The sequence below is a fragment of the Brevefilum fermentans genome, assembly GCF_900184705.1.
Classification (GTDB): Bacteria; Chloroflexota; Anaerolineae; order Anaerolineales; family Anaerolineaceae; genus Brevifilum; species Brevifilum fermentans.
The window spans coordinates 249529-273661 of record NZ_LT859958.1 but is presented as its reverse complement, the minus strand read 5'-3'; the positions used below and the strand labels follow the sequence as shown (position 1 = coordinate 273661).

Genomic DNA, 24133 nt, shown 5'->3' with positions numbered 1-24133 from the left:
TGCTTTACATTTTCTTAAATGGTAACCCGGGTGAACTATTTTTCATTTTCGACATCGATCAAAATTACTTTAACTGGGACAGCTGGGAAATGTCTTTTTAACCGTTCAATATCATAAATCAATTGTTCACCATAGGAAACGCCTGACGACATTTCTCGCTGTAAATAATAACAGGGAACAATTTCAACGCCAACATCTGCTTTGTTTTCATTGAAGAAGTATTGAAATTTTGCCATATCATAAAACATAAAAGCATATTTGCCGAATTGAACTTCAACGAGAACTTTTTGTTTAACAAAATCAATTTGTTTATAAGCTCTTGATATTCTCACACAATGATTTGGAATCTCAATAGTGTAATAATCTCGAATTTCCCTAAAGCCGTTATCATGAAATTGTTTCTTAAACTGACTGTTCATATCTGTAGGGGAGAAGAGCATTTTCCCAGCCATGGTTTTTTCTTTGCTCTTTTTCAATCTCAACGCTGAAACATTAGAAATTACTTGATCAATTTCAGAGTTTATTTCCGGATATCTGACCTGTAATATTTCCGATCCGCCTAAATGGGAGTATTCATAAACGATTTTCATTGTCACAGATCCTTTTTGTGTTTTAATTTTGCCTTTTCAAAAAGCTGTAATTGCGTTTTTGAATAGCTTGAATCAAGAGCTACTTGTTTTGGAGGAACATAAGAGTCGGGACTATCGGGGTTATACACGGGTCGATTCATAGGTCTGATCCGCAAATTGCCTTCTTCAGCGAGTCGAATTCTTTCCCATCCAATATTCACATAGTCTTCAACAATTTCTGCACCAATGACTTTTCGACGATGTAATAAACTGGCTACTGCTGTGGAGGCAACACCCATAAAAGGATCAAATACCCAATCATTTTCGTTTGTCATCGACAATACCAGGCGTTCAATAAGCTCGATTGGAAATTGGCACGGATGTGTCGTTTTTTCAACATGATTAGATTTTACATTTGGAATATCCCAAACATCTGACGGATTCTTTCCTAGGGGGTTGCCGGACAACTGGCCCTTTTTGGGTCCTTTAAAATGTTTTTTTTGTGGATATTTTTGTGGCACACGTACTGAATCAAGATTGAAAACAAATTGATCAGTTTTTGTAAACCAAAGGATGACTTCATATCGTCCGGAAAACCGTTTTGTTGCATGCAGTCCGTGCCCATAATGCCAAACGATACGATTACGCAAATGTAAACCCAGATTAGAAAAAATTGGAAACAAGATAATATCAAGCGGAATAATCTCGCCATTTCCGACATAATTACCAACTTGCCAACAAATGCTTCCTGTTGATTTAAGGACTCGTACACATTGTGTAATTATTTTCTCTTGTTGTTTGAGGTAAATATCAATATCAGTCTTTTCTTCATACTCCTTACCCAGGTTGTAAGGAGGCGATGTCACAACAAGTTGAACAAATTCATTTGGGATTTCGACCAGTAAATCGTTAACATCACCATTAAAGTAAACAATATCTGCGCTTGTATCAAATTTGTCAGATTTCTTGATCATAATTTAATGCCTTGCCACCATTGGTCTAGTAAATTTATTATAACTTAGGATGATAACAATTGTGTTTTTGGTTATTTTTATAAAGGGTCACTTCCATATGGTAACTCGTTTTCAGGAATGCGCTGCTCGGAGTTAATCCATCGGAAACGGGTTGCGAAGTTGGACTTTGATGATAACATTACTGAGTTACCAAAATTGAGGCACTACGAGGTGTTGAAGTGAAAAAATTTGCACTATTTTCAAACCCTGGCTCACTTAATGCAAGACGATTTCTGATTTACGCTGTTGTATACATCTCGGTGGGGATCGGCCTTTCCATGCTCGGCCCACTGCTGCCTTTTTTAGCAGACCAGGTCAGCATTTCCCTGGGTCAGATGGGTTTCGCCTTTACTGCACAGAACCTGGGATATCTGATCGGCTCGCTGAGCGGAGGCTGGTTATTTGACCGGGTTAGAACCCATCGCCTGATGACCCTGTTTTTGTTGGTGATGATACTGACCGGTTTTCTGATCCCGTTGATGCCCTGGTTCTCTGCCCTGTTGATCGTGCTGTTCTTTTTCGGCCTGGGCGTTGGAGCGGTCGATGTGGGCACAAACTTGAACATGGTATGGATTTTTCAATCAGGTGTGGGGTCTTATTTAAATGCCTTGCATTTTATTTTTGGCGTCGGCGCATTTTTTACACCGCTGATCATTACGACCGTCCTGGGATGGACTGGCGGCAATCTGAGCTGGGCTATCTGGGCATTGATGTTGCTGTTTATACCGGGATTACTGGGGTTGGTCAGCTCCCCTTCACCTGAAAACCTGGCAGCGGCTAATACCGCAAGCCCAGAAAAAGTGCATCATGTGGGAATCATACTCTTGTTGATACTGGCTATCTTTTTTGCTGTAGGGGTTCAAATTGGCTTTAGCGGATGGATTTTTAGTTATGTCTCTGAATCAGGGATTGCAGACATCGCGACGGCATCACAGATCACCGCGCTATTTTGGGCCAGCCTGTCCCTGGGTCGGCTGATCGCCATCCCGATCTCAAAAAAGGTTGCACCCGGTACGATAGTCCTGTTCAATTTCTCCTTATTGACCCTGGTGGTCATACTTCTTCTGATTTGGCCGACCCGCCCGGTGATGATGTGGATTGGCTCAGCCGGGGTGGGGTTGGCAACCTCGGTCTTGTTCCCTACGCTTTTATCGTATGCTAAAACCCTGGTGAACATGACCGGTCGAGTTACGGGGTTGCTCTACCTGGGTTCGAGCCTGGGGATGATGGTCCTGCCATTATCCTTGGGCCAGGCGTTTGATCGTTTTGGTGGATTTGCGATGATTCTGGTTGTGTTTGGAGCCTCGCTGATGGGGCTGGGCATCATCATTCTGCTCAGATTTCAGCGCGCATCAATCAAGACTGCCGAATGACATCACGCACTCATGGTGTTGGCTTCTTGAAGCGTATCGCGCAGTTTATGCGTCAACTTACTGAAGGATTCTGAATAACGTATTTCCGATGTACGCGGCCGGGGCAAGTCGACCGGCATATCGAGGACGATGCTGCCCGGTCGTGAGGAGAGCGCCAGGACCTGGTCAGAAAGATACACCGCTTCAGGGATTGAATGGGTCACTAAAACCACGGTTTTTTTGTGCGCATGCCAGATATGCTGCAATTCATCCCCCATCCGCTCGCGGGTCAGCGCATCCAGAGCACCAAAGGGTTCATCCAGCAATAGAATATCGGGGTCCTGGATCAACGAACGCCCAATCGCCACACGCTGCGCCATCCCACCCGAGAGGTCACGCGGGTAGGCGCGTTCAAAGCCTTCCAGCCCCACCTGATGGATCACTTCATGAACTCGATCCAGGATTGTTTTCCTGGGCAGCCCCTTTAATTCCAGGGGCAGGCTGATATTTTCCAACACCCTTCGCCAGGGCATCAGGTTTGCTTTTTGAAACACCATGCCAATTTTGGGTTGGTCGGTGCTATAACGCACTTCGCCGGCAGTGGGCGGCACCAGCCCGGCTAAAACCCTTAACAGGGTGCTCTTGCCGCATCCAGAGGGCCCGATCAACGAAAGAAATCCGTTGGGCGGCAGGCTGAAGGTCAGATCATGCAGGGCATGCACCACACCGCTGGCATCTCGGAAGATCACGTCCAGGTTGTGGACGCTCAGCGCTGCTTCAGGGGAGGAATTCATTCGTAAATGCCTTTTCCAGGTCCTGGGTCTCGGTCAATAAACCCATTTTTAGCAGTACCGTCTGCATGTTGATCCATCCTACCGGATCGGTGTACCCCAGGCGCTCGGTCTGCCATAAGACAATTGACTCGCCCAGTATCTGCCGTTGCAGATCCGTATCCGCATCGGCGAGGTTTTCAACGTATTTTTTACTGATCTCGAAGGCAGCAATTGGATTTTCAACCGTATCTGCAATCCCCTGCAGCATCGCGCCGATAAAAGCTTTCACCATCTCAGGATTCTTCTTGATCGTCGCTTCGTTGGTCACCAAACCGTTGGAAACGAGTTGCATGTAATCCGCCACGCGCACCACGTCCACTGCATATCCCTGAGACCGCAGCACCACGGGTTCATTCGCGAGATAAATCACTGCCGATTCCACCTGCCCGCTGACAATCGCCTCTACCTGGTTGAAACCGATCGATATCAGGTTAACATCGTCCTCGGTCATTCCGCCAGCCTCCAGCATGGCAATCAAACCAATATAACTGGCACCGTATAGACCGGGCAGGCCAATCTTAACCCCGCGCAAATTTTCAGGCACCCGAATGCGGTAATCGGTCAGTGAGACCACACCGACCGGGTATTCGTTGTACCAGGCAGCGACGTAGGTCACCGGTAGACCTTGGGCACGCGCCAGCAGGATCTGCTCACCGCTGGCAATGGCGAAGGTTTGCTCACCTGCACCAATCAGGGCGACCGCATCCGCTTCGTTGCCGTATTCCAGTTGCACATCAAAACCTGCATCCAAAAAATAACCCCTGTCAATCGCGACGTAAATTGGCGCAAATTGAATGTTCGGAATGTACCCCAGGGTTAATCGCACTGGAACAGGTCCGGATTGCTCGGGTGCTTGAGCCCGTATTTTAGCCAGCATTTGATTGATTCGGGGCCCGTAATAAGACATAAACACTAGGAACAGTAAAATAAACAGCAGGGCAGTCAGAATCAGTGCAGGTTTTTTTTTCATAAGAGCTCGCTCCTTCAATCGTGTTTTGGGTCATCGGGCATTCTGGCGCCAGGATTGCCACGACAAGAATTGCCTTTCTATCAATAAAACCAGGCCGTAAAGAGCCACGGCTATAAACACCAGGGTGAAAATTGCCACAAATACCAGCGCAGTGTCATATTGACCGCGCCCGATGTTGATCAGGAACCCCAGGCCGCGATCCGAGCCGACCAGTTCGCCGACGACCGCGCCAATCACAGACAGGGTGGCGCCAACGCGCAAACCGCCCATGTAAATCGGCAGTGCTGCGGGAACCTCTAATTTCCACAGGGTTTGGGTTGAGCTGGCTTTTAAAGTGCGCATCAGGTCGCGCAGATCGTTAGGCACTTCTCGCAAGCCGACGACGGTGTTGATCAAAATCGGGAAGAATACGGTCAGGCTGCAAATAAGGATCTTTGAAAAAATCCCCGGTCCAAACCAGATGATTAACAGCGGCGCAATTGCAACCACCGGCAGGGATTGGCTGGCGACCAGGTAGGGAGAGAGTAATTTCTCCAAAAGAGCCGATTTGGCTAACAGGTACCCCAAACTGGTCGCCGCCAGGCCGCCAATGAGCAGCCCGGCTAAAACCTCGAACAGGGTCGTCAGGGCATGCTGTTGCAACTGACCCTCCGTCAGAGACTGTAAAAAACGCCGCCAAACCTGTCCTGGACCGGGCAGGATGAACGCTGGCAAGCCAAACACCAGGGTCGCAGCATGCCAGAGCAAGACGCCAATCAGCAGGGATGCTGCCAGGTAAAACAGGCGCGAAAACAGGCCATTCGATTGGGGAGTGTATGCTTTTCCTGTGTCGCTCTTCATTAAAAAAACCCCGATTCATGATTACGGGGCGTGGACAATCATCCAGGTGGATGCACCGACCTTCTCTCATTCGGACTGTCACCGCCGGCACCGGCTTCTCACCGGTTCATGCGCCCAGGATGGCGCTCGTGGGCTCTCCCTTTTTCGGGATTACCACCGATCGGGAATTAGGTCACCAGACCCGCACCCTGCCCCGAAGGTTATCGGTTAATATCTGGTAGAAGTATATCCACTGGGGTGACCATTGTCAAATAATTTTAACGAGGGTATTGAGCCGTAGTTGCCCTGGGCAAAGCACTCTTCGGGTTGGGCAGACCCGTAGGTCTACCCCTACAAATTGATATAATATTTGTTAAAATCGAATTTACTAAAAATAATTGTGTCCCTTCATAAATCAATTTTTCAACACAACTTGTTTTTCGACATCTTTTTTATCCCCGCACTGGCACAACTTGCCTCTCTCTACGAGCTATCGTAAAATACGAAAATGAATCTTCCAGTACGATCAAGGAATGCATGCCGGTTTGTCTGAGCGATAATCAGCTCAAACCTGGGGATTGCAGTGCCTGAAAGGTTCCTACAACATGCAAAATATCCATTCTGGGTGAAAATAGGTTTATCAGATGATTCCTGTAAAATTACGCATTGAAGGTTTTCTGTCTTACCGAGAAGCGGTTGAACTGGATTTCACAAGTTTCAACCTGGCATGCATCTCAGGCGCCAATGGGGCAGGCAAGTCTGCCCTGCTGGACGCGATGACCTGGGCTTTGTTTGGACAGGCGCGAAAACGCGATGAATCCATCATCAACAATCACCCCTCGGTGAAGGCTGCTGTGGTGATATTCGATTTTGACTTTGAGGGCGCTCGCTACCGGGTGCAGCGTATCAACCCGCGCGGCAAGCCCACAACGGTGGATTTTTTCATCGAGGCAGATGCGGGAGAAGACCGATACTGGAAATCCCTCACCGAGCACACCCTGCGCGAGACAAATGCAAAAATCGAATCAACCTTGCGGATGGATTTTGACACCTTCACCAACGCCTCTTTTTTCTTGCAGGGCAAAGCAGACCAGTTTGCCAGCGCCAGACCGGCTGATCGAAAACGAATTCTCAACAATATATTAGGGCTCGAAATATGGGAAACCTACCGGGATGCTGCCAGCCAGAAACGTCGTGATTTTGAAAAAACCGTCAAATCCCTGGAAGGTCGCCTGAGCGAGATCCAAAGCGAACTTGACGAAGAACCACAGCGCATTGAACGTTTGAAAACCCTGAAAGCCCGGCTGGCAGACGTATCCAAGCAACGTCAGGAACGGGCATCCATCCTGGAAAATATCCGCAGCATGCTCGCTGCCCTGGATGAGCAATCCCGAATGCTGGCTGCCTATCAAATTCAAATCGATATCATCACCCGCAACCGGGGTCAAGTCCTGGAGACTTTATCTACACGCCGCGAGGAGAAATTGAGTTACGCCAAAGTGTTGAGTTCTGCCCCAGCCATCGAAAAGGCTTACCAGGATTGGCAGTCAACTTACCATGCCCTGGAAGCTATGGAAGCCGTGGCAATCCAGTTCAGGCAGCGTGAATCCCTGCGGCAGGAGCCCTTGGGCATCGTCCAGGCGGAGGAAGCCCGCCTGAGAGAGGCTCTGGCAGGTCTGACACAGCAGCACACCACCCTGTTGGAAAGTCTTAATGAACTGGAAACCTTGACCCAGCAGTTGAGCACCTCAAGGGAAAAAATTGCCATTGCGAATCAAAAACTGGAAGAGCGCGGATTGCTGCAAGCAGAGGCAGCACATTTGCAAACGCAACAGGCTGAAGCCAAAGCCGAAAACCCTCGCCTGAGGGAGGAGATGAACGAGCTTCAAGCGCGTATTCAGCAATTGCAAGCCGCCGAGGGTGTGGAATGCCCGCTATGCGGCGGTCCCCTCAACACTGACGACCGGAAGAACCTGATTGAAAATCTGCAACAAGACGGACTGGGATTGGGGGATCGCTATCGTGCCAATAAGAAGTTATTAGAAAACGTCGAGGAAAAGTTGAGCCGCATCGGTGCAAAGCTGGCCGACCTGAACAACGTGGAGGTCAATCTGCGTGAGGCCACCCGGCAGGCAGACCAGCTTGAACTCCAAATTGCAAATTTAACTGCGCAGCAGCAAGCCTGGGAAAAAAATGGGGCACCACGGCTGGCGGAGATTCGCACAGCGCTTGAAACCGGTGCCTTCGCCCTGGAGGCGCGCACCCGCCTGGCTGAGATTGACGCCGAGCTAAAAGCCCTGGGTTACGACCTGGAAGCACACGAAAAATTGCGTCAGGCTGAAAACGCCGGTCGGGACGCGCAGGAACAACTCCACCGCCTGGAAACAGCCCGAGCTGCCCTGGCTCCGATCGAACGGGAAATTGCCAGCATAGAGAACCAATTGGTCAATCTGGAAGAAAACCTGAGGGAAATGACATCCACCCATGACGAGGCAGCCATCCAGTATTCAGCCGCACAAGCTGCTATGCCCGATTTGCGCCAGGCTGAAACCGCATTGTATGATATTCAGGAGCAGGAAAATCAACTCCGCCAGGATGTGGGTGGGGCAACGCAAAACGTGGTCGCTTTAGAAAGCCTCAAACAGCGCAAATCCGCCATGCTGGAAGAGCGGGAAGGGCTGTCCCAGCAGATCGCAGACCTCAAACAACTCGAGCGTGCCTTTGGTAAGGATGGCATCCCCGCGTTATTGATCGAGCAAGCCCTGCCCGAGATTGAAACCGCGACCAACACCCTGCTCTCACGCTTGAGCCATGGGCGCATGTCCTTTAATTTCGTCACCCAGCGCGAATACAAAGATGCCAGCCGGGAAGACCTCAAAGAAACGTTGGACATGGTCATCAGCGATGGTGTTGGTCAGCGAGATTATGAAATGTACTCGGGAGGAGAGGCGTTTCGGGTTAACTTTGCCATCCGGGTGGCTCTTTCCCAGATGTTAGCCCGTCGGGCAGGCGCGCGTTTGCAGACCCTGGTGATCGATGAGGGCTTTGGCAGCCAGGACGCCCAGGGTCGGCAGCTCCTGGTGGAAGCCATCAACCTGGTGCAGGAAGATTTTGAGAAGATTCTGGTCATCACCCACCTGGATGAGCTCAAGGATGCCTTCTCCACCCGCATTGAGGTAGAAAAGACGCCATTGGGGTCCCAATTGCAGGTGGTTTAGGTCGCGCAGCTTGAGATGACTGTCAAGAAAGAGCCCTTCAGTTTCCTCAACACGCGTCGCATAAATGCAATCGGAAATCCCCAGGAAATGGATATTGCATTAGCGGCTACCAAAATCCGATGACAATCGCGCCGCCCGCACGTGATCCCACAACCAACCGCGTGCCAAAGAGGATCATTAATCCATAACGCCCGTGCTGTGATGACACGGGCGCTATGGTGGGGATTGTGGTCCGCCTGTTATTGATATTTTAATCCATAAACATCAAATATGTATCGCCTCATCCTGGGCGCCCGCTGCCGCCTCCATGATCGCCTCACTCAGGGTGGGGTGCGCATGCACATTGCGGGCAATCTCGTGGGTGGTCAGCTCAAAGCGCTGCGCCAGGGTCAGTTCGGGCAGCAGTTCCGATACGTCCGGGCCGACCATGTGTGCGCCGAGGATTTCGCCGTACTTCTTGTCGCTGACGATCTTCACAAAGCCGGTATAATCGCCCAATCCGAGCGCCTTACCGCTGGCCTGGAAGGGGAACTCGCCAACCGCGACATCGTAGCCTTTTTCCTTAGCCTGGTCCTCGGTGTACCCAAAGGAGGCCGTCTGTGGGGAACAATAGGTGGCGCGGGGCATCATGTCATAATCCAGAGTCACGGTCTCAACACCGGCGATGTTTTCTGCAGCGACGATTCCCATCGCAGAAGCCACATGCGCCAGCAGGAGTTTGCCGGTTACATCGCCAATTGCCCAGATGCCCTCCACATTGGTGGCCATGCGCTCATCGACCTCGATGTGACCGCGCGGGCTGAGCCTGACCCCCACGTCTTCCAAACCCAAGCCCTGGCTGTTGGGCTTGAACCCGATTGCGACCAGGGTCAGATCTGCTTCGATAACTTCATCGCCGTCGCCGGTTTCTACGGTAACGGAGGTGCCCTTCGTGTTGGTTTTGACACCCTTCACTTTAGAGCCGGTCATCACCTTTATGCCGCGCTTTTTATAGGCTTTTTCGATCTCCTTACCCACCGCCGGGTCTTCAAGCGGCAGGAGCGTATCAAGCATCTCGACGATCGTCACCCGGACACCGTAGGCGCTCCAGATGGTGGCAAACTCCACACCGATAGCGCCGCCGCCGATAATCACCGCTGATTCTGGCAGTGTGTCTCGCAGGATGGCGACCTCGTAATCAACGACCTTTTCGCCGTCCACTTCCACACCCGGGATGCTGAAGGGGTGTGCACCGGTGGCGATAATGATGTCCTTAGCTTTTAGGGTTTCGGACTCGCCTTCCGACGGGGTTACTTCTACGGTGTCCTTTGTAATCAGTTTCGCGGCGCCCATCAGTACATCGATGTTATTCTTTTTCATCAAAAAGTTGATGCCGCGCACCAGCCGCTCAGAAGTTTTACGGCTGCGGTTATGCGCTACGCTGTAATCCAGCTCAAGGTTATCGAGCTTGAACCCAAATTCCTTGCCGCGTTCTCGCAGGGTATACGCAATCTCGGCATTTTTAAGCAAGGCTTTTGAAGGGATACAGCCGACATTTAAACACACACCACCAAGGAAGCGTTTTTCAATCAACGCAGTTTTCTTGCCCAATTGGGCACTGCGGATGGCTGCGACATACCCGCCGGGTCCGGCACCAATTACAATCACATCGTATTCTTTCATCTAATAGGGTTCCTTTCTGCTTTGATGTTCCGATCCATTCACATGGTTGATCACTACTTTTTCAGGATTGATCATTGATTATACCGAACCCCGCAGGGTATAGACCGAATCAATGGAATCACTGCCAGTTTTCCAGTGCGTCCACAACCTTTGCCAGAAAAGTGTCGGCAGAGGCACCGTCCAGGATGCGATGATCGAAGGAGTAGCTCAGATACATCATGGGCTTAATCGCGATGGCGTCATTGACAACAACCGGCCTCTTCTGGATCAACCCCGCCCCAAGGATGCCACTTTGCGGTTGGTTGATGATCGGCGTGGCAAATAAAGAGCCCTGAATTCCATGGTTGGTCAGGGAAAAGGTGCCGTTTTGGACCTCGTCTGGTTTGAGCTGACCCCTTCGAGCGCGTTCTGCCAGGTCATTGATCTTTTTCGCCAACCCGATCAGTGAAAGTTCATCAGCGTTTTTAATCACAGGAACGATCAACCCGCCATCTGGAAGGGCGACAGCCATGCCAAGGTTGATTTGCTTATGGATACGGATTCCCGTTTCTGTCCAGGTTGAATTTGCCAAAGGAACAGCTTTCAATCCGGTGACAATAGCAGAAAGAATGTAAGCAGTGTAGGTTACATTTACCTCTTTGCCTACCTCCTGATTGATGATGGTACGATGGCGCGCTACCTGACTCATATCCGCTTCCATTACCGTGGTCACATGTGGCGCTGAATGGACGCTTTGCACCATGTGCTCGGCAATTCGCCTCCGCATCGGAGTCAGTGCCAGGGTTTCACCGGGGATTGCACTGACTTCCGGTCGGCTGGTAGGAACAGGCTCTTCCACTTTTTTCGCAAAAATCAATTCTGTTGGGCGGAACAGGTCCCCATCTGCCGGTGTCTCCCAGATGGGTATTTCAGCTTCTGCTACCCCCTGATGTTCTTTGAGATAGTTTTGGACATCCTTCTTGGTGATGCGTCCGTCCATGCCGGTCCCTTTGACCTTGGTAAGATCCACTCCTTTTTCACGCGCCAGTCGAGCCACAACCGGCGAGATATAACCCAGCTCCTCGTTCCTGCCGGCAGGCCTTTGCAGGACCGGCTCGTCAATGATCGATTCAATATCCGGGGTCTCATGTGGTTCGTGGTGATGAATCACCTTTTCATCTGCAGCGGAGATTTCCTCGCCAGGTTCACCAACCCAAGCTAAAACGGTTCCCACTGCAACGGTCTCCCCTTCATGGACAAGAATTTTTAACACGGTGCCGCTTGCTGGGCTGGGAATTTCACTGGTCACCTTATCGGTTTCCACATCCAGCAACGGATCAAATTCATTTATTTCATCTCCCACCTGCTTATGCCAGCCAGTGACTGTCCCTTCAACAATCGATTCGCCCAATTGGGGCATAACAATTTTTGTAGCCATCCTTCCTCCTCTATTGAGTGCATGCTTTAAAAAGCAGCCAATTCACGGATCGCATCAGCGATCTTTTCTGGATTGATCATGAACCATTCTTGCATGGGATGGCTGAAAGGAACTGCCGGAACATCCGGACCAGCCAGCCTTCGCACGGGCGCGTCCAGATCCATAAAACCCCACTCTGCGATGGTCGCAGCCACCTCGGCGCCATATCCGCCGGTCAGATTATCCTCATGTACAATCAGGGCTTTACTGGTTTTTTGCACAGATTTCAGAATCGTTTCCCGGTCTACCGGGTATAGCGTGCGCAGATCAACAAGTTCAACGTCAATCCCCTCTTTGGCAACCACTTCTGCTGCTTGCTTAGCGTAATGGTGCATCATTCCGTAAGCGAAAACGCTCAAGTCCTGACCTTCACGGGTGATTTTGGCTGGCCCTATCGGAACTGTATATTCCCGATCATCCTCCGGCACTTCTCCTTTGATCAGGCGATAACCTTTTTTGGGTTCAAAGAATAGTACGGGGTTTGGATCGCGGACAGCGGATTTTAGCAGACCCTTAGCATCGAAGGGGGTGGAGGGGATCACGACTTTCAAGCCCGGTACCTGTGTAAAGAGAGCCTCTACACTTTGAGAATGATATAATCCACCGCCAATACCACCTCCATAGGGTGCGCGGATGACCATAGGAACCGACCATTGCCCATTGGAACGGTAATACATTTTTGCAGCTTCACTGACAATCTGGTTGAAGGCGGGGTAAATAAAATCGGCAAACTGGATTTCGCAAATAGGACGCTTTCCATACACAGCTGCACCAATGCCAACACCGACAATTGACAATTCAGCCAAAGGAGAATCGATCACCCGCGATTCACCATATTTTTCGAATAGCCCCTGTGTTGCTCGAAACACACCGCCTCGCACACCAACGTCTTCGCCAATGATAAAAACACGCTCATCACGCGCCAGTTCTTCATCCATTGCCTGGCGAATTGCTTCAATTAGAGTAATCTCAGCCATTGTTTACCTCCTCAGCATAAACCAGGGTTGCTGCATCTTTGCCCTGGGGATAGGGAGCCCGGGTTGCTTCTTCAACCGCTGCATCGACCATCTGTTTGGCTTTCTCTTCCAGTTCCTCATATTCTTCTTCGGTTATCAAGCCCTGTTCAATATACAAATTCTTCATCATCAGCAGCGGATCTTTCTTTTTAAAGGCTTCAACCTCTTCACGGGTGCGGTAGCTCCGATCGTCATCATCGGAGGAGTGCGGCGTTAATCGATACATTTTCGCCTCAATAACGGATGGCCCCCTGCCTGCCCTTGCATTTTTAACCGCCTCTGCCACAGCATCATACACTTCGAACATTTGCGTTCCATCGACCTCAATCCCTGGCAGCCCTAAACCACAGGCTTTATCAGCCGCGCTGCTGACTGCCATTTGCTTTTCCTGCGGAACAGAGATGGCATAATGGTTGTTTTCTACCAGAAATATCACCGGGAGGTTGTGAATCGCCGCAAAGTTAACGGCCTCGTACCACTCACCTTGAGATGTAGATCCCTCACCAATCGTAGTGAGGACAACTGCGTCTCCACCATCCAGTTTAATTGCCAGCCCGATACCTGCCGCATGGGGTGACTGTGTGGCAACCGGTGCAGAGTGGCTGAGGATATTTGCCTTGCGCATGCTGAAATGGCTTGGCATCTGCCGGGCCCCGGATGTGGGTTCGTCTGTTTTTCCCATCAGACTCCTTACAAACTCAGCCGGGGTCATCCCCATCGCAAGGACCATTGCGAGGTCACGGTAATAGGGAACCAGCCAATCTTTGCCCTTTTTAATGGCATAGACAGCGCCAATTTGAGCAGCTTCCTGTCCAATACCAGAAATATGAAAAGCGATTTTTCCCTGACGATGCAGTACCCAGGCACGTTCATCCAATCGTCTGGAAAGCAACAGATACCAGAACATATCTATTTTTTGTTCTTTCGAAAGTGTCATTTTCACCTCCTTTATGGGTATTTGATTCAATAGAAATCGAAATGGTTTGCCGTAAGTTGTACCATTTTGCCGATGTGCGCTTAATCTTTCCGCGCATAACGATCTAGCGTATGACGTGGTTTTCTTAATAAATAATGATACTTTGTTAATCCATAAGAGTAAAATGTTTGCAAATTTGTTGATACAATAACATCATTCCAAACTCAAAACGGTTGTTAATGGATACGATCTTAGCTTATTGAGCTGATCAAAAAGACGCTTAATGACCGTGCAGAGCATTGCAACCTTCCAGTATAATGATTGCACTGGAATGGTTCAATCGTATTAAAAACGTCCTCAACTCAGCAAATATTGTAGCTTGAAGCTGGTAAAACAAGGTTGCGGGAACAAGCACGGAGATAAAAGGAAACGCCCACCAGAGGCTGGAACAATCCTTGCAAGGTAACAGAAATCGACATCAAATCGATGGCATTTGGAATGGAATACCGCCCAGCACAATAAGGATGAAATGGTGTCTGCAAAGCCAAAAAAATCAGCAGAAAAACAAGATCAAGGGCTTTCCGATCACAAAGTGAAGCTTCCTCATGCTGATCTTTCAGCAAGCCGCTCCTGGCAGCCGTTGGAACCCAAATCACCAGCCGAAGAGGACCTGGCTAGCATTCTTCAAGCGGGGATCAAGGACCAATCCGCGGAAGAAATCGATGACTTGTATTCAGCCCGTCATCCAGGCGTTGCTGAATCCAGCAGTCAGTCACCTGGCGACCAGCAACCCGATTTTCAACCTGCCTCAAATGACGATCTGGCTGCCCTGGCAGAAACGGTTTATGACACCTCCTTCTACCTGGTCCCACGCATGAAGGAGCACTATCTTTTAGGTGAGCTGGCACAAGAATTGCGAACTTGGATGCCAGAATTGAGCCAAATTTATGGCTGGGAACTGGATCTGATTTCTATTCGACCCGATTATTTTAAATGGACCCTGCTGGATTTTCCCGAATGCCTGACCCTGAAAACGCTGGCTGCTGTCAGGCAGTGGACGTCAAAACGGATCTTCGAAGCTTTCCCCGCTCTGCAAACCGATGAAAACATCGGCGACTTCTGGTCGCCGGGTTACCTGGTCGATACACAATCCCATGATTTCCCCACCCAGGTTTTGATCGCCCATGTCTCTCGGGATTGGTCTGAACGCAGTTCTGGACACCGGAGGCAATGAACATTAAAACGCTAATGTTAATTTAACCTCTTAACCCTTGCAATCTACAGGAGACCATGATATATTTACAAGCGTCAAACGTCTGGGTGCCCCCCTCACCCAGGCGTTTGGCTTATATTTCACTGGGGAAAAGTGTTCCCAACTTCAAGGTGGGGGAAAGCCAAGACTCGCGATAAAATAAACCCAGTTCGATTGACAGTTCGCCAGGACGAGACAGTTTTGGAACATGACCATGTTTGAAATTCGACAATGTACCCACCCTGACTGTGGTTTGCGCATGCCGATTGATCCGACGGTACACAAAGGAGATTTTTGTCCTCGTTGCGGTGCGCCAATGCTTAAAGCTTCGGCACCTTTTCAGCATCAGGGATCAGAACATAGCAGTGTGGTTCCCAAACGCAGAATCTGTATCTTGTTGGACAATATCCGCAGTACACACAATGTCGGGGCTATTTTTCGTACAGCGGATGGTGTGGGCGCTCGGCACCTCTACCTATGCGGATATACGCCTAGCCCTTCAGACAATTCAGCCATTCAAAAAACGGCTCTGGGCGCTGAAATTACACTTTCCTGGTCACAGCATCTCAATGCACTTGCCCTTGCTCAAAACCTGCAAAACCAGGGGCATTACCTTCTGGCTCTTGAAACTACGGCAAGTTCACAGCCTATCTTTAATGTCGACCTGGCTTCGCTGGGTGCTCAGCAATTCTTACTGGCAGTGGGAAATGAGCAAGCAGGCATTGACCCCGGTTTACTGACGATCGCCGATCTGGTGGTTTCGGTGCCGATGGTCGGACTGAAAGCCTCGCTTAATGTATCTGTGGCTTTTGGGATTGCAGCCTATTGGCTGTCTTTTTTGTAAACCATACTGCAAGTCGCCAGGATCGATCATAAATAATAATCACATTATTGCAAAAGATTCATGCCAATAAAGAATTGGCATTGAAGAAGTACGCAAGGCGAATATCCATGGGACGGTGGTAAGTGTGTGGAGAAGCTTATAAAAGCAAACCTTTTTTTGATTTATTTAATTATCCGTTGCTTGTAAATGTGCCTCATTTTATTATGAAATCTATGTGATTAAACTGCCAAAAAGAAGGTGAAAAATGACAATTTTGGATTGTATTAAGGCTGACATTACAATGCTTAAAGTCGATGCCATTGTAAATGCTGCTAACACAACGCTGCTGGGTGGCGGTGGTGTTGATGGCGCCATCCATCGGGCTGCAGGCCCGCGTCTTTTGGAAGAATGTCGAAAATTAAATGGCTGCCAGACTGGAGACGCAAAAATTACTGCCGGATACAACCTGCCAGCCCGGTATGTCATTCACACGGTTGGCCCCGTCTGGTATGGCGGGGCACAGGGAGAGTCACAGCTTTTGGCATCCTGTTACCGTAAAAGCCTTTCATTGGCGGTTGAGCATCACATAAAAACGATCGCTTTCCCTTGTATAAGTACCGGGGTATATGGCTATCCCAACCGCCCTGCAGCTCAAATAGCCGTCCAAACAGTAAAGGATTTCATTCAGTCAGATCACTCATTAGAGAAAGTGATGTTTTGTTGTTTTTCAGATAATGATTATGAAATCTACAAGGAATTGCTGGGAAAGTAAATACCATGTTTATCGCTATTTCCATAGCGAGAAGATGAAAAATCGAGCTTAATATAGATTTCCGATAAGAATGCTATCAAGATACCCCTAAAAGATAAAAGCTCTTATAGCGCCACTGCAAGAGATTGAAATACTGGTTGGAAAATTGGACTGCTAAAAACAATAACGAAATGGGGGCAACATCCGCTGTGCAATATCCCCAAATCTTAAGCGAGAAAACTGAAATTATTGCAATTTCGTAAAGCAATTGAAAAAATACTCCGCACATGCAACGCAATATTACATCCTGGACGACACAAAAATATTGACAAAACATAAAAAACTGTATCACCAAAAGTTTAGTGTTTCGGAACGATTTATACCACGGCTTCAGTTGTCGGACATCTCTGCGCGTGGTAGAATTTTTATAACTATTTATCTTTTGGAGGCTCTATGGAACAACAAATTGCGGCTTTTGAGGTTAAAAAAAGCCTGGCACAGAAACTAAAAGGCGGGGTGATCATGGATGTGGTCACGCCCGATCAAGCGAAGATCGCTGAAGATGCTGGTGCCGTCGCAGTAATGGCGTTGGAGCGCGTTCCCGCAGACATTCGCGCCCACGGCGGAGTTGCCCGTATGAGCGACCCCGAGTTAATTATCCAGATCATGGATGCGGTTTCTATCCCGGTGATGGCTAAATGTCGCATCGGACATTTTGTTGAAGCTCAAATTTTGGAATCCCTCGGCGTGGACTTTATCGATGAATCTGAGGTGTTAACCCCCGCCGATGAAGCCTATCACATCAACAAACACGTTTTTAAAGTCCCTTTTGTGTGCGGATGCCGTAACCTGGGTGAAGCCTTACGCCGACTGGGCGAAGGTGCAGCCATGTTGCGCACGAAGGGTGAACCCGGCACCGGCGATGTGGTCGAAGCGGTTCGCCATGCGCGCAGCGTACTGGGCGAGATTAAGCGTCTGCAAAATATGCCTGAAGAAGAGTTGATGACCTACGCGAAAGATATCGGCGCACCCTATGAACTGGTCAAAGCGGTGCGCCAGCTTGGACACCTGCCCGTCGTCAACTTTGCTGCCGGCGGTATTGCAACACCTGCCGATGCTGCCTTAATGATGCAACTGGGTGTGGATGGCATCTTTGTGGGTTCGGGCATTTTTAAGTCCGGTGACCCGGCAAAGCGGGCTGCAGCCATTGTCAAAGCCGCCGCCAATTATGATAACCCCCGGGTTCTGGCTGAAATCAGCCGTAACCTGGGTGAAGCCATGGTGGGACGCCAGGTGGCAGATCTCTCCGATTCCGACATGCTTTCCACCCGTGGCTGGTAATTCGTCCAGAATTAATCTAAAGATGGACATCGACATTGATGATCCTGCCCGATAAAGACAGGCTTGCTTCCCAGCATATAGAAAGGCTGGGAAGCGGTGTTAATCAGGCAATGAATGTCGATCCCCCTTTTAACTTATTTTTGTGAGTATCGTAAGGACATGAGCGAGCGTGCAATCCTCTGGAGTGACTGGTTATATCTTTATCGTCATCGCCGAGAACTCACCTGCCTGGACAACATTCTGCACCTCACCCACGGCAAACCCCTCTCTCTAAGTCACCTCCTGATTGCAATTCACCCAGCCGATCACCGTTTTACCGGCGTTTTTCAATCTGAAGGTGACCAGGAGCGCTGTATTGCCCAAATTTACCAGTCCTCAAAGATGAGCAGCGCCCAGATTAACTACCTGCTCGCGCCAACCCGGGGGGATTCACACTGCCTGGTGCCCTTGCTGGAGGCGCTGGTGAAAAAAGCCGGTGGCTGGGGTGCAAAACAGGTCGTGGCAGAAGTTTTCACAGATTCGCCCCTCCTTCCACACTTTCGTCAGGCAGGTTTCTCAGTTTTAGCCCAGCAAAATGTCTATCAATGTGCCCCGCCAGGGCAAGCCCGCCATCAGCGCTCTTCAGGCTGGCGGATTTGGTCAAGCACAGATGTAACGGGGATGCGCAACCTGTACTACACCCTGGTGCCGCCTTTGGTGCAATCCGTGGAATTCCTTTCCCGCCAGGAGATGCTCGGTCTGGTGCATTACACGTCAAAGGGCGATCTGCAAGCTTATGCAGACCTGGTCTACGGTCCGGTTGGGGTATGGGTATTGCCCGTCGTCAACCCGCAAGCCAGGATTGAAATGACCGAACTGCTGGAGCAATTGCTGCTGGCATTGCCTGACCTGCATGGGCGCCCGGTCTTTATCACCTCACGCTCCTACCAGCCCTGGTTAGAACCTGCATTGTGCGAACGCGCTGTTCGGGTGCTCCCTGCACAGGCCTTGCTGGTGCGCTATATGGCACACCGCCAACGGGTTAAGACCGAGTTTTCATATCCAGCGTTTGAAAACGGCAATCGTGAGCCGACCCTTCCAATTGCATCGATCGAATCTTCCCGGGAATAAAACCCGGGCTGTCGAGTTGCACACAGAGCCAACATTCATCAATTTAGGATAGAATTAAAGGTGATGTTGAGGTAACCTTCCCCGGCATCAATTTTACGGAAAAGAAAATAATTTGAATATGCAAAAACACGAAAAAATTACAGATGATCTTGATTTGCTGCTGGACATCCTGCCACAGCAAATTTCTGCGGTTTTACGTGAGCTGGATGACAGCGATAATTTACTCGAAGTGGTCATGGATTTAGGGAGGCTACCAAAGGCGCGTTTCGTAAACCGTGAGGTGGTTCTCAGCGAGCAAGAGATCACCTACGACGATATCAAAGCCGTCACGCGTTCCATCAGCGAGTTTGATGCCGATAACCGTGCCGGTATCGAGCGCACCCTGCACCGAATTTCAGCCATTCGCAACCGGCGCCAGGAAGTCATCGGATTGACCTGTCGGATCGGCCGCGCAGTTTATGGTACCAGCGATATCATCCAGGATTTAATTGAATCCGGCGCCAGCATCCTCATCCTCGGACGACCGGGAGTGGGCAAAACCACCATCCTGCGGGAGACAGCCCGTATCCTGGCAGAAAAATCCCGCGTGATCATCGTGGACACCAGCAACGAAATTGGCGGCGACGGGGATGTCCCCCATCCGGCGATTGGCTCTGCTCGCCGAATGCAGGTGGCCAAACCTTCTCTCCAGCACGAGGTGATGATCGAGGCTGTGGAAAATCACAACCCCGAGGTGATCGTCATCGATGAGATCGGCAGAGAACTGGAAGCCATGGCAGCCCGTACTATTGCAGAACGTGGGGTTCAACTGATCGGCACCGCCCATGGCAACACCCTAGAAAACCTCCTGCTCAACCCCACCCTGTCTGATCTGGTGGGCGGAATTGAATCCGTTACCCTTTCCGATGAGGAAGCCCGCCGGCGCGGCACCCAAAAGACCGTTCTTGAACGCCGCGCACCAGCAACCTTTGATATGCTGGTCGAGATCCAGGACCGGAACCGAGTTGCCGTACAAAACGATGTCTCTGCGGCTGTGGACGCACTTTTACGGGGCTACCCGCTTCCGCCGGAAATCCGCTATCGTGATGAGCAAAATCGAATCCATACGCAAAAACCGGTTGTTCCAAAGATCAGCACAGCCGCCCAGGCTGTAAGCAGGGCAGGCAAACGAGAAACGATGCCCTTCAGCCGTTCGACTGGCAATCAGCGCAGCGAGGTTGGGATACTCGCAGGCGCAACCCCTCCCCTGGCATTGGCGGAGATGGAGACACAACCGTTGAAGCCGATCAACATTTTCCCATTCGGGGTGGCGCGCAATCGGCTGACCCAGGCAGCAAAACTGCTGAATGTACCCGCCCGAATCGTACGTGAGTTGAAAGAAGCAGATGCCCTGTTGACACTGCGCCGTTATTATCGCGAGCGCCAGCAGCCCATTGTCGAGGCAGAACAGCGTAAAATGCCCATTTTTGTCTTACGCTCGAACACCAGCCAGCAATTAGAGCAATTTTTAGTCGATGTGTTCAACCTGGCCAGCGTCGAGGAGATATCCGGGCAGGATCGCACTGTTGTCGATCAAACCCAGGCTGCCATCGAAGCCGTGTTGAACGGCGAGCGCTGGATTGACCTGGCGCCCGCCTCGTCCACAATTCGCCGTTTACAGCACGAAATGGCACGCCAGGCTGACCTTGTCTCGCATTCATATGGTAAAGAACCCAATCGGCACGTGAGGATATTTAGAGAATAACCATGTTTATCACCTTGGAAGGACCCGATGGCAGCGGGAAGACATCTCAACTGCCTGCGCTAAAAGAGTTTTTACAGGATGCGGGTTACGAGGTTGTTCTCACCCGGGAACCCGGCGGCACCCCCGTCGGCAACCAGATTCGTGAAGTCTTGATGAACCTCAAAAACGTATCTATTACCCCACGCACCGAGATCTTACTGTTCCTGGCAGCCCGCGCCCAGCACGTGGAAGAGCTCATCCGCCCAGCGCTGGCAGCAGGGAAGATTGTCTTGTGTGATCGCTTCGGCGATTCCACCCTGGCGTACCAGGGATTTGGTCATCAAATCGACCTGGACACACTGCAAATGCTGCTTGATTTTTCCACCGGTGGACTGAAACCCGATCTGACCCTGCTGGTGGATGTTCCCGTTGAAGTGGGAATGGAACGTAAGCGCGTCAACAGCACCGAATGGAACCGGCTGGATGCTTATACGCTGGCATTCCACGAACGCGTCCGGCAGGGTTATTTTGCCCTGGCAGAAGCAGAACCCGCGCGATGGGTGATCATCGACGCAACGAAAGATAAAGACAGTGTCCAGAAAGCCTTGCAAACAGCGGTTACCAGTCGGCTGGGGGGAGGGTAAAGGACTCACCCTGTTTGGCAGGTCTCCAGGGTTAACTGGCAAATACACCCACGAAGAAAGGTTTGAAATGCTAAAAAAGACGATGTTTACATTATTAATCGGCGCCTTGCTAATCGCAGCCTGTGCTCCTAAAGCTGTTGAACCCCAGCAAACATCTGAAGCCATCCCTGTAATCAAGGATCCGCCACCGCAGATCACGCCTGAACGTGATTCGGAAGATCAGACGGACCGCATGCCCTGTTCCGCAGCATATGATTACACAACCTCCCCTGAAACCGATTATTACCAGGCGGTCATTGATCAACTCCCACCGTTATCCGATGAGGACTGGGTGCGGGGGAATCCGGACGCCCCGATTACAATCATCGAATACGCCGATTTTCAATGTCCAGCCTGTGTACAATTTTCACACTTGACGGACTTTTTACGTCAAAATTTTCCCAATGCGGTTAAGCTAGCCTTCCGGCATTTACCCCTGCCATCCATCCATGATAAAGCCTTTATCGCGGGCTTAGCTGCCGAGGCAGCAGGCGCCCAGGGGAAATTCTGGGAAATGCACGACTTGTTGTATCTGTATCAGGGTTACTGGAACCAGATGACGGAAGATGAATTTGTCGATTGGGTCCAGGAGGTCGCCGAGGGTTGGGAACTGGATGTGGACCAGTTTACGAAAGACCTTCTCAATCCGGAAAAAAGAGCCTGGATTGAACAGCTCACCGAAGAGCGGTTTGCCATTGGCATGAATTACACACCAACCGTGGTCGTGAACGACCGGATTTATCGCGATAATAAACCCAACCTTTTCGGTCTGCTCGGGGCGTACGAATTCGGCGGTACCCTGGAGTGCCCTGCCTGGGTCATCGATCCTGAAGCTTCTTATATGGCCCGGTTGAACACCAGCGCGGGTGAAATTGACATCGAACTTTTTGCCGATGTCGCCCCGATTGCAGTTAACTCCTTTGTCTTCCTGGCGCAAAGTGGTTGGTATGACGATGTCTATTTCCACCGGGTTCTCCCGGGCTTCGTTGCTCAGGCGGGCGACCCCTCTGGCCTTGGAATAATCGGGCCTGGATACACCTTCGTCAATGAGACCAAGGACGACCTTTCGTTTGATCGCAATGGGCTGTTTGCCATGGCGAATGCCGGTCCCGACACGAACGGCAGCCAATTTTTCATCACCCTGGCGCCCACTCCCTCCCTGGACGGTGGTTTCACGATCTTCGGCCAGGTAACCGAGGACAGTATGCCCATATTAGATCTGATCGCCCTCCGAGATCCACAAACCGCGGTTGGCTTTGAAGATGCCACCATCATCAATGGCATTGAGATCATTAAAAAATAACCGTCACGGGCCAACATTAAATGACAGAACAGCTAACACCGGGTAAAAATTGGCAGGTGATACTGACCCTGCTGGCCAGCATCCTGGGCATCCTGTTGTTTGCTGTGCAAGCCTTCTCAACAGGCGTTGCCTGGCTGCTGTTTGTTTTAGATTCACGGATGAGTTTCTCACAGAGCATGCCCATCGGGTTGCTCTTCTGGACGTCGATCTTGGGCGGTGTGTTGCTCCTCCCACTTTTACTGCTCAGCATCAATCAACTGCGAGGAAAACCCTCGCTGACTTGGCTGGATCTGAACCATCCCGTTTTAGCAAAAGCTGCTCGCTGGGTGATCCTGATCTGGCCTGTCGTGGTTTTATTGGGTTGGCTGATCGCCCGATTGGAAAATGTGGCTGTGATCCTGTTGGGTCCGATCAACATTCTGGTTGCCGGAATTCCCATCTTATGGATCTACCAGGCTGCTCAAAGAGGTTTTGCCGGCGGATCCCAGGCAAGAAAATGGCGGGTTTTTGGGATCAGTATCGTCATGCTGCCATTCCTGGTGGTTGTCCTGGAACTGCTGGCCATCCTGATCCTGGCTGGCATCGGGGGCATCGGGCTGGGTTTTCGTATTAACGCCAATCCACAACTTGAGCAGCAATTATTGGGACTGGTTGAACAGCTAATGATGTTGGACCAGGATTTAGACGCCATACTTGACTTCCTCAAGCCCCTTCTCCTGCAGCCAAGCGTCATTTTCTGGGGATTGGCAATTTTCGGCGGTATCGCCCCAATCATTGAAGAGGTGATCAAGCCCCTGAGTTTATGGCCACTGGCTGGTCGCAAAATCACCCCGCAGGAGGGTTTTGTGGGCGGACTGTTGTGTGGCGCAGGTTTTGCTTTGATGGAAAACGTGCTGTATTTTACCAACGTCATTAACACGGAAGATTGGTTAATCATGGCCATCAGTCGGGCTGGGACGGGCGTATTGCACATGCTTGCTTCGGGTATGATGGGTTGGGGATTATCAAGGGCATGGCGCGACTCAAAATGGCTCTCTCTTGGGTTAAGCGCCCTGGGCGCATTTGTCTTGCATGGCTTCTGGAATGTTCTGGCGCTTATTTCAGGGGTGGCACCTTTGCTGATTTTAGAAGCAGAACCTACCTTCGCCCAAACTTTGCTTTCCCACTTACCGGTAACCCTGATGTTGGTGCTGGCAGTGATAGGTCTGATTTTAATCAACAAGCATTTGCGAAATGAAAAACCACATCCCCTGGCTGCAACCGAAAGCGTTCATCCGGAAAGGCACAATCAGGGCAACTTATAGCAGACATGCCTGTTAACGA

General features: G+C 50.4%; 20 protein-coding genes and 1 riboswitch. Of the genes, 11 read left to right on the top strand and 9 right to left on the bottom strand.

What is annotated here, in order from left to right:
- Window positions 1-35 precede the first annotated feature (35 nt).
- Window positions 36-590, bottom strand: coding sequence for a BglII/BstYI family type II restriction endonuclease (locus CFX1CAM_RS01195; RefSeq protein WP_087861255.1), 555 nt, complete (start codon window positions 588-590; stop codon window positions 36-38).
- Window positions 591-592: 2 nt separating this feature from the next.
- The gene (locus CFX1CAM_RS01190; RefSeq protein WP_087861254.1) at window positions 593-1543 is read right to left on the bottom strand and encodes a DNA-methyltransferase; all 951 of its coding nucleotides are present in this window, start codon (window positions 1541-1543) and stop codon (window positions 593-595) included.
- A 218-nt stretch (window positions 1544-1761) separates the two neighbouring features.
- Between CFX1CAM_RS01190 and CFX1CAM_RS01185 the strand changes: the two genes are divergently transcribed.
- Window positions 1762-2955, top strand: coding sequence for an MFS transporter (locus CFX1CAM_RS01185; RefSeq protein ID WP_087861253.1), 1194 nt, complete (start codon window positions 1762-1764; stop codon window positions 2953-2955).
- 2 nt (window positions 2956-2957) lie between these two features.
- On the opposite strand, the gene CFX1CAM_RS01180 is transcribed toward CFX1CAM_RS01185, so the two are convergent.
- From CFX1CAM_RS01180 to CFX1CAM_RS01170, 3 genes are read right to left on the bottom strand one after another with little or no spacing between them, the layout of a single operon-like run.
- Complete coding sequence (locus tag CFX1CAM_RS01180) at window positions 2958-3728, bottom strand: ABC transporter ATP-binding protein (RefSeq protein ID WP_087861252.1); 771 nt, start codon at window positions 3726-3728, stop codon at window positions 2958-2960.
- Complete coding sequence (locus CFX1CAM_RS01175; RefSeq protein WP_087861251.1) at window positions 3712-4737, bottom strand: ABC transporter substrate-binding protein; 1026 nt, start codon at window positions 4735-4737, stop codon at window positions 3712-3714. Before CFX1CAM_RS01175 ends, CFX1CAM_RS01180 begins: the two co-directional genes overlap by 17 nt.
- Before the next feature lie 30 nt (window positions 4738-4767).
- On the bottom strand, window positions 4768-5577 hold the full coding sequence (locus tag CFX1CAM_RS01170; RefSeq protein WP_087861250.1) for an ABC transporter permease: 810 nt from the start codon (window positions 5575-5577) through the stop codon (window positions 4768-4770).
- A gap of 54 nt (window positions 5578-5631) precedes the next feature.
- Window positions 5632-5782, bottom strand: a riboswitch (FMN riboswitch).
- A gap of 418 nt (window positions 5783-6200) precedes the next feature.
- On the opposite strand from CFX1CAM_RS01170, the gene CFX1CAM_RS01165 reads away from it, so the two are divergent.
- Entirely contained in the window at window positions 6201-8774 is a 2574-nt protein-coding gene (locus tag CFX1CAM_RS01165) for an AAA family ATPase (protein ID WP_087861249.1), read from the top strand.
- 264 nt (window positions 8775-9038) lie between these two features.
- On the opposite strand, the gene lpdA is transcribed toward CFX1CAM_RS01165, so the two are convergent.
- The 4 genes from lpdA to CFX1CAM_RS01145 all read right to left on the bottom strand — a co-directional run bounded on the left by lpdA (window position 9039) and on the right by CFX1CAM_RS01145 (window position 13845).
- On the bottom strand, window positions 9039-10436 hold the full coding sequence (lpdA, locus tag CFX1CAM_RS01160; protein ID WP_087861248.1) for a dihydrolipoyl dehydrogenase: 1398 nt from the start codon (window positions 10434-10436) through the stop codon (window positions 9039-9041).
- A 118-nt stretch (window positions 10437-10554) separates the two neighbouring features.
- A complete protein-coding gene (locus CFX1CAM_RS01155; RefSeq protein WP_087861247.1) occupies window positions 10555-11853 on the bottom strand; it encodes a dihydrolipoamide acetyltransferase family protein in 1299 nt (432 codons plus the stop codon).
- Window positions 11854-11879: 26 nt separating this feature from the next.
- Window positions 11880-12869: an alpha-ketoacid dehydrogenase subunit beta gene (locus tag CFX1CAM_RS01150; protein ID WP_087861246.1), complete on the bottom strand. Its 990-nt coding sequence runs from the start codon at window positions 12867-12869 to the stop codon at window positions 11880-11882.
- A complete protein-coding gene (locus CFX1CAM_RS01145) occupies window positions 12862-13845 on the bottom strand; it encodes a thiamine pyrophosphate-dependent dehydrogenase E1 component subunit alpha (protein ID WP_087861245.1) in 984 nt (327 codons plus the stop codon). Before CFX1CAM_RS01145 ends, CFX1CAM_RS01150 begins: the two co-directional genes overlap by 8 nt.
- Before the next feature lie 511 nt (window positions 13846-14356).
- On the opposite strand from CFX1CAM_RS01145, the gene CFX1CAM_RS01140 reads away from it, so the two are divergent.
- The 9 genes from CFX1CAM_RS01140 to CFX1CAM_RS01100 all read left to right on the top strand — a co-directional run bounded on the left by CFX1CAM_RS01140 (window position 14357) and on the right by CFX1CAM_RS01100 (window position 24114).
- Window positions 14357-15058, top strand: a complete 702-nt coding sequence (locus tag CFX1CAM_RS01140) for a transposase (RefSeq protein WP_157891632.1) — start codon at window positions 14357-14359, stop codon at window positions 15056-15058.
- A 232-nt stretch (window positions 15059-15290) separates the two neighbouring features.
- On the top strand, window positions 15291-15920 hold the full coding sequence (locus CFX1CAM_RS01135; protein ID WP_157891631.1) for a TrmH family RNA methyltransferase: 630 nt from the start codon (window positions 15291-15293) through the stop codon (window positions 15918-15920).
- A gap of 244 nt (window positions 15921-16164) precedes the next feature.
- Entirely contained in the window at window positions 16165-16671 is a 507-nt protein-coding gene (locus CFX1CAM_RS01130) for an O-acetyl-ADP-ribose deacetylase (protein WP_087861242.1), read from the top strand.
- A gap of 432 nt (window positions 16672-17103) precedes the next feature.
- Window positions 17104-17991, top strand: a complete 888-nt coding sequence (pdxS, locus tag CFX1CAM_RS01125) for a pyridoxal 5'-phosphate synthase lyase subunit PdxS (RefSeq protein ID WP_087861241.1) — start codon at window positions 17104-17106, stop codon at window positions 17989-17991.
- A 159-nt stretch (window positions 17992-18150) separates the two neighbouring features.
- Entirely contained in the window at window positions 18151-19101 is a 951-nt protein-coding gene (locus CFX1CAM_RS01120) for a hypothetical protein (RefSeq protein WP_087861240.1), read from the top strand.
- A gap of 118 nt (window positions 19102-19219) precedes the next feature.
- Window positions 19220-20845: a R3H domain-containing nucleic acid-binding protein gene (locus CFX1CAM_RS01115; protein ID WP_087861239.1), complete on the top strand. Its 1626-nt coding sequence runs from the start codon at window positions 19220-19222 to the stop codon at window positions 20843-20845.
- A gap of 2 nt (window positions 20846-20847) precedes the next feature.
- Window positions 20848-21468 (top strand): dTMP kinase, encoded by a 621-nt coding sequence (gene tmk, locus CFX1CAM_RS01110; RefSeq protein WP_087861238.1) that lies wholly within the window; start codon window positions 20848-20850, stop codon window positions 21466-21468.
- 67 nt (window positions 21469-21535) lie between these two features.
- Window positions 21536-22810, top strand: coding sequence for a peptidylprolyl isomerase (locus tag CFX1CAM_RS11540; RefSeq protein WP_197687144.1), 1275 nt, complete (start codon window positions 21536-21538; stop codon window positions 22808-22810).
- Window positions 22811-22830: 20 nt separating this feature from the next.
- A complete protein-coding gene (locus CFX1CAM_RS01100) occupies window positions 22831-24114 on the top strand; it encodes a PrsW family glutamic-type intramembrane protease (RefSeq protein WP_087861237.1) in 1284 nt (427 codons plus the stop codon).
- The last annotated feature ends 19 nt before the right edge of the window (window positions 24115-24133 follow it).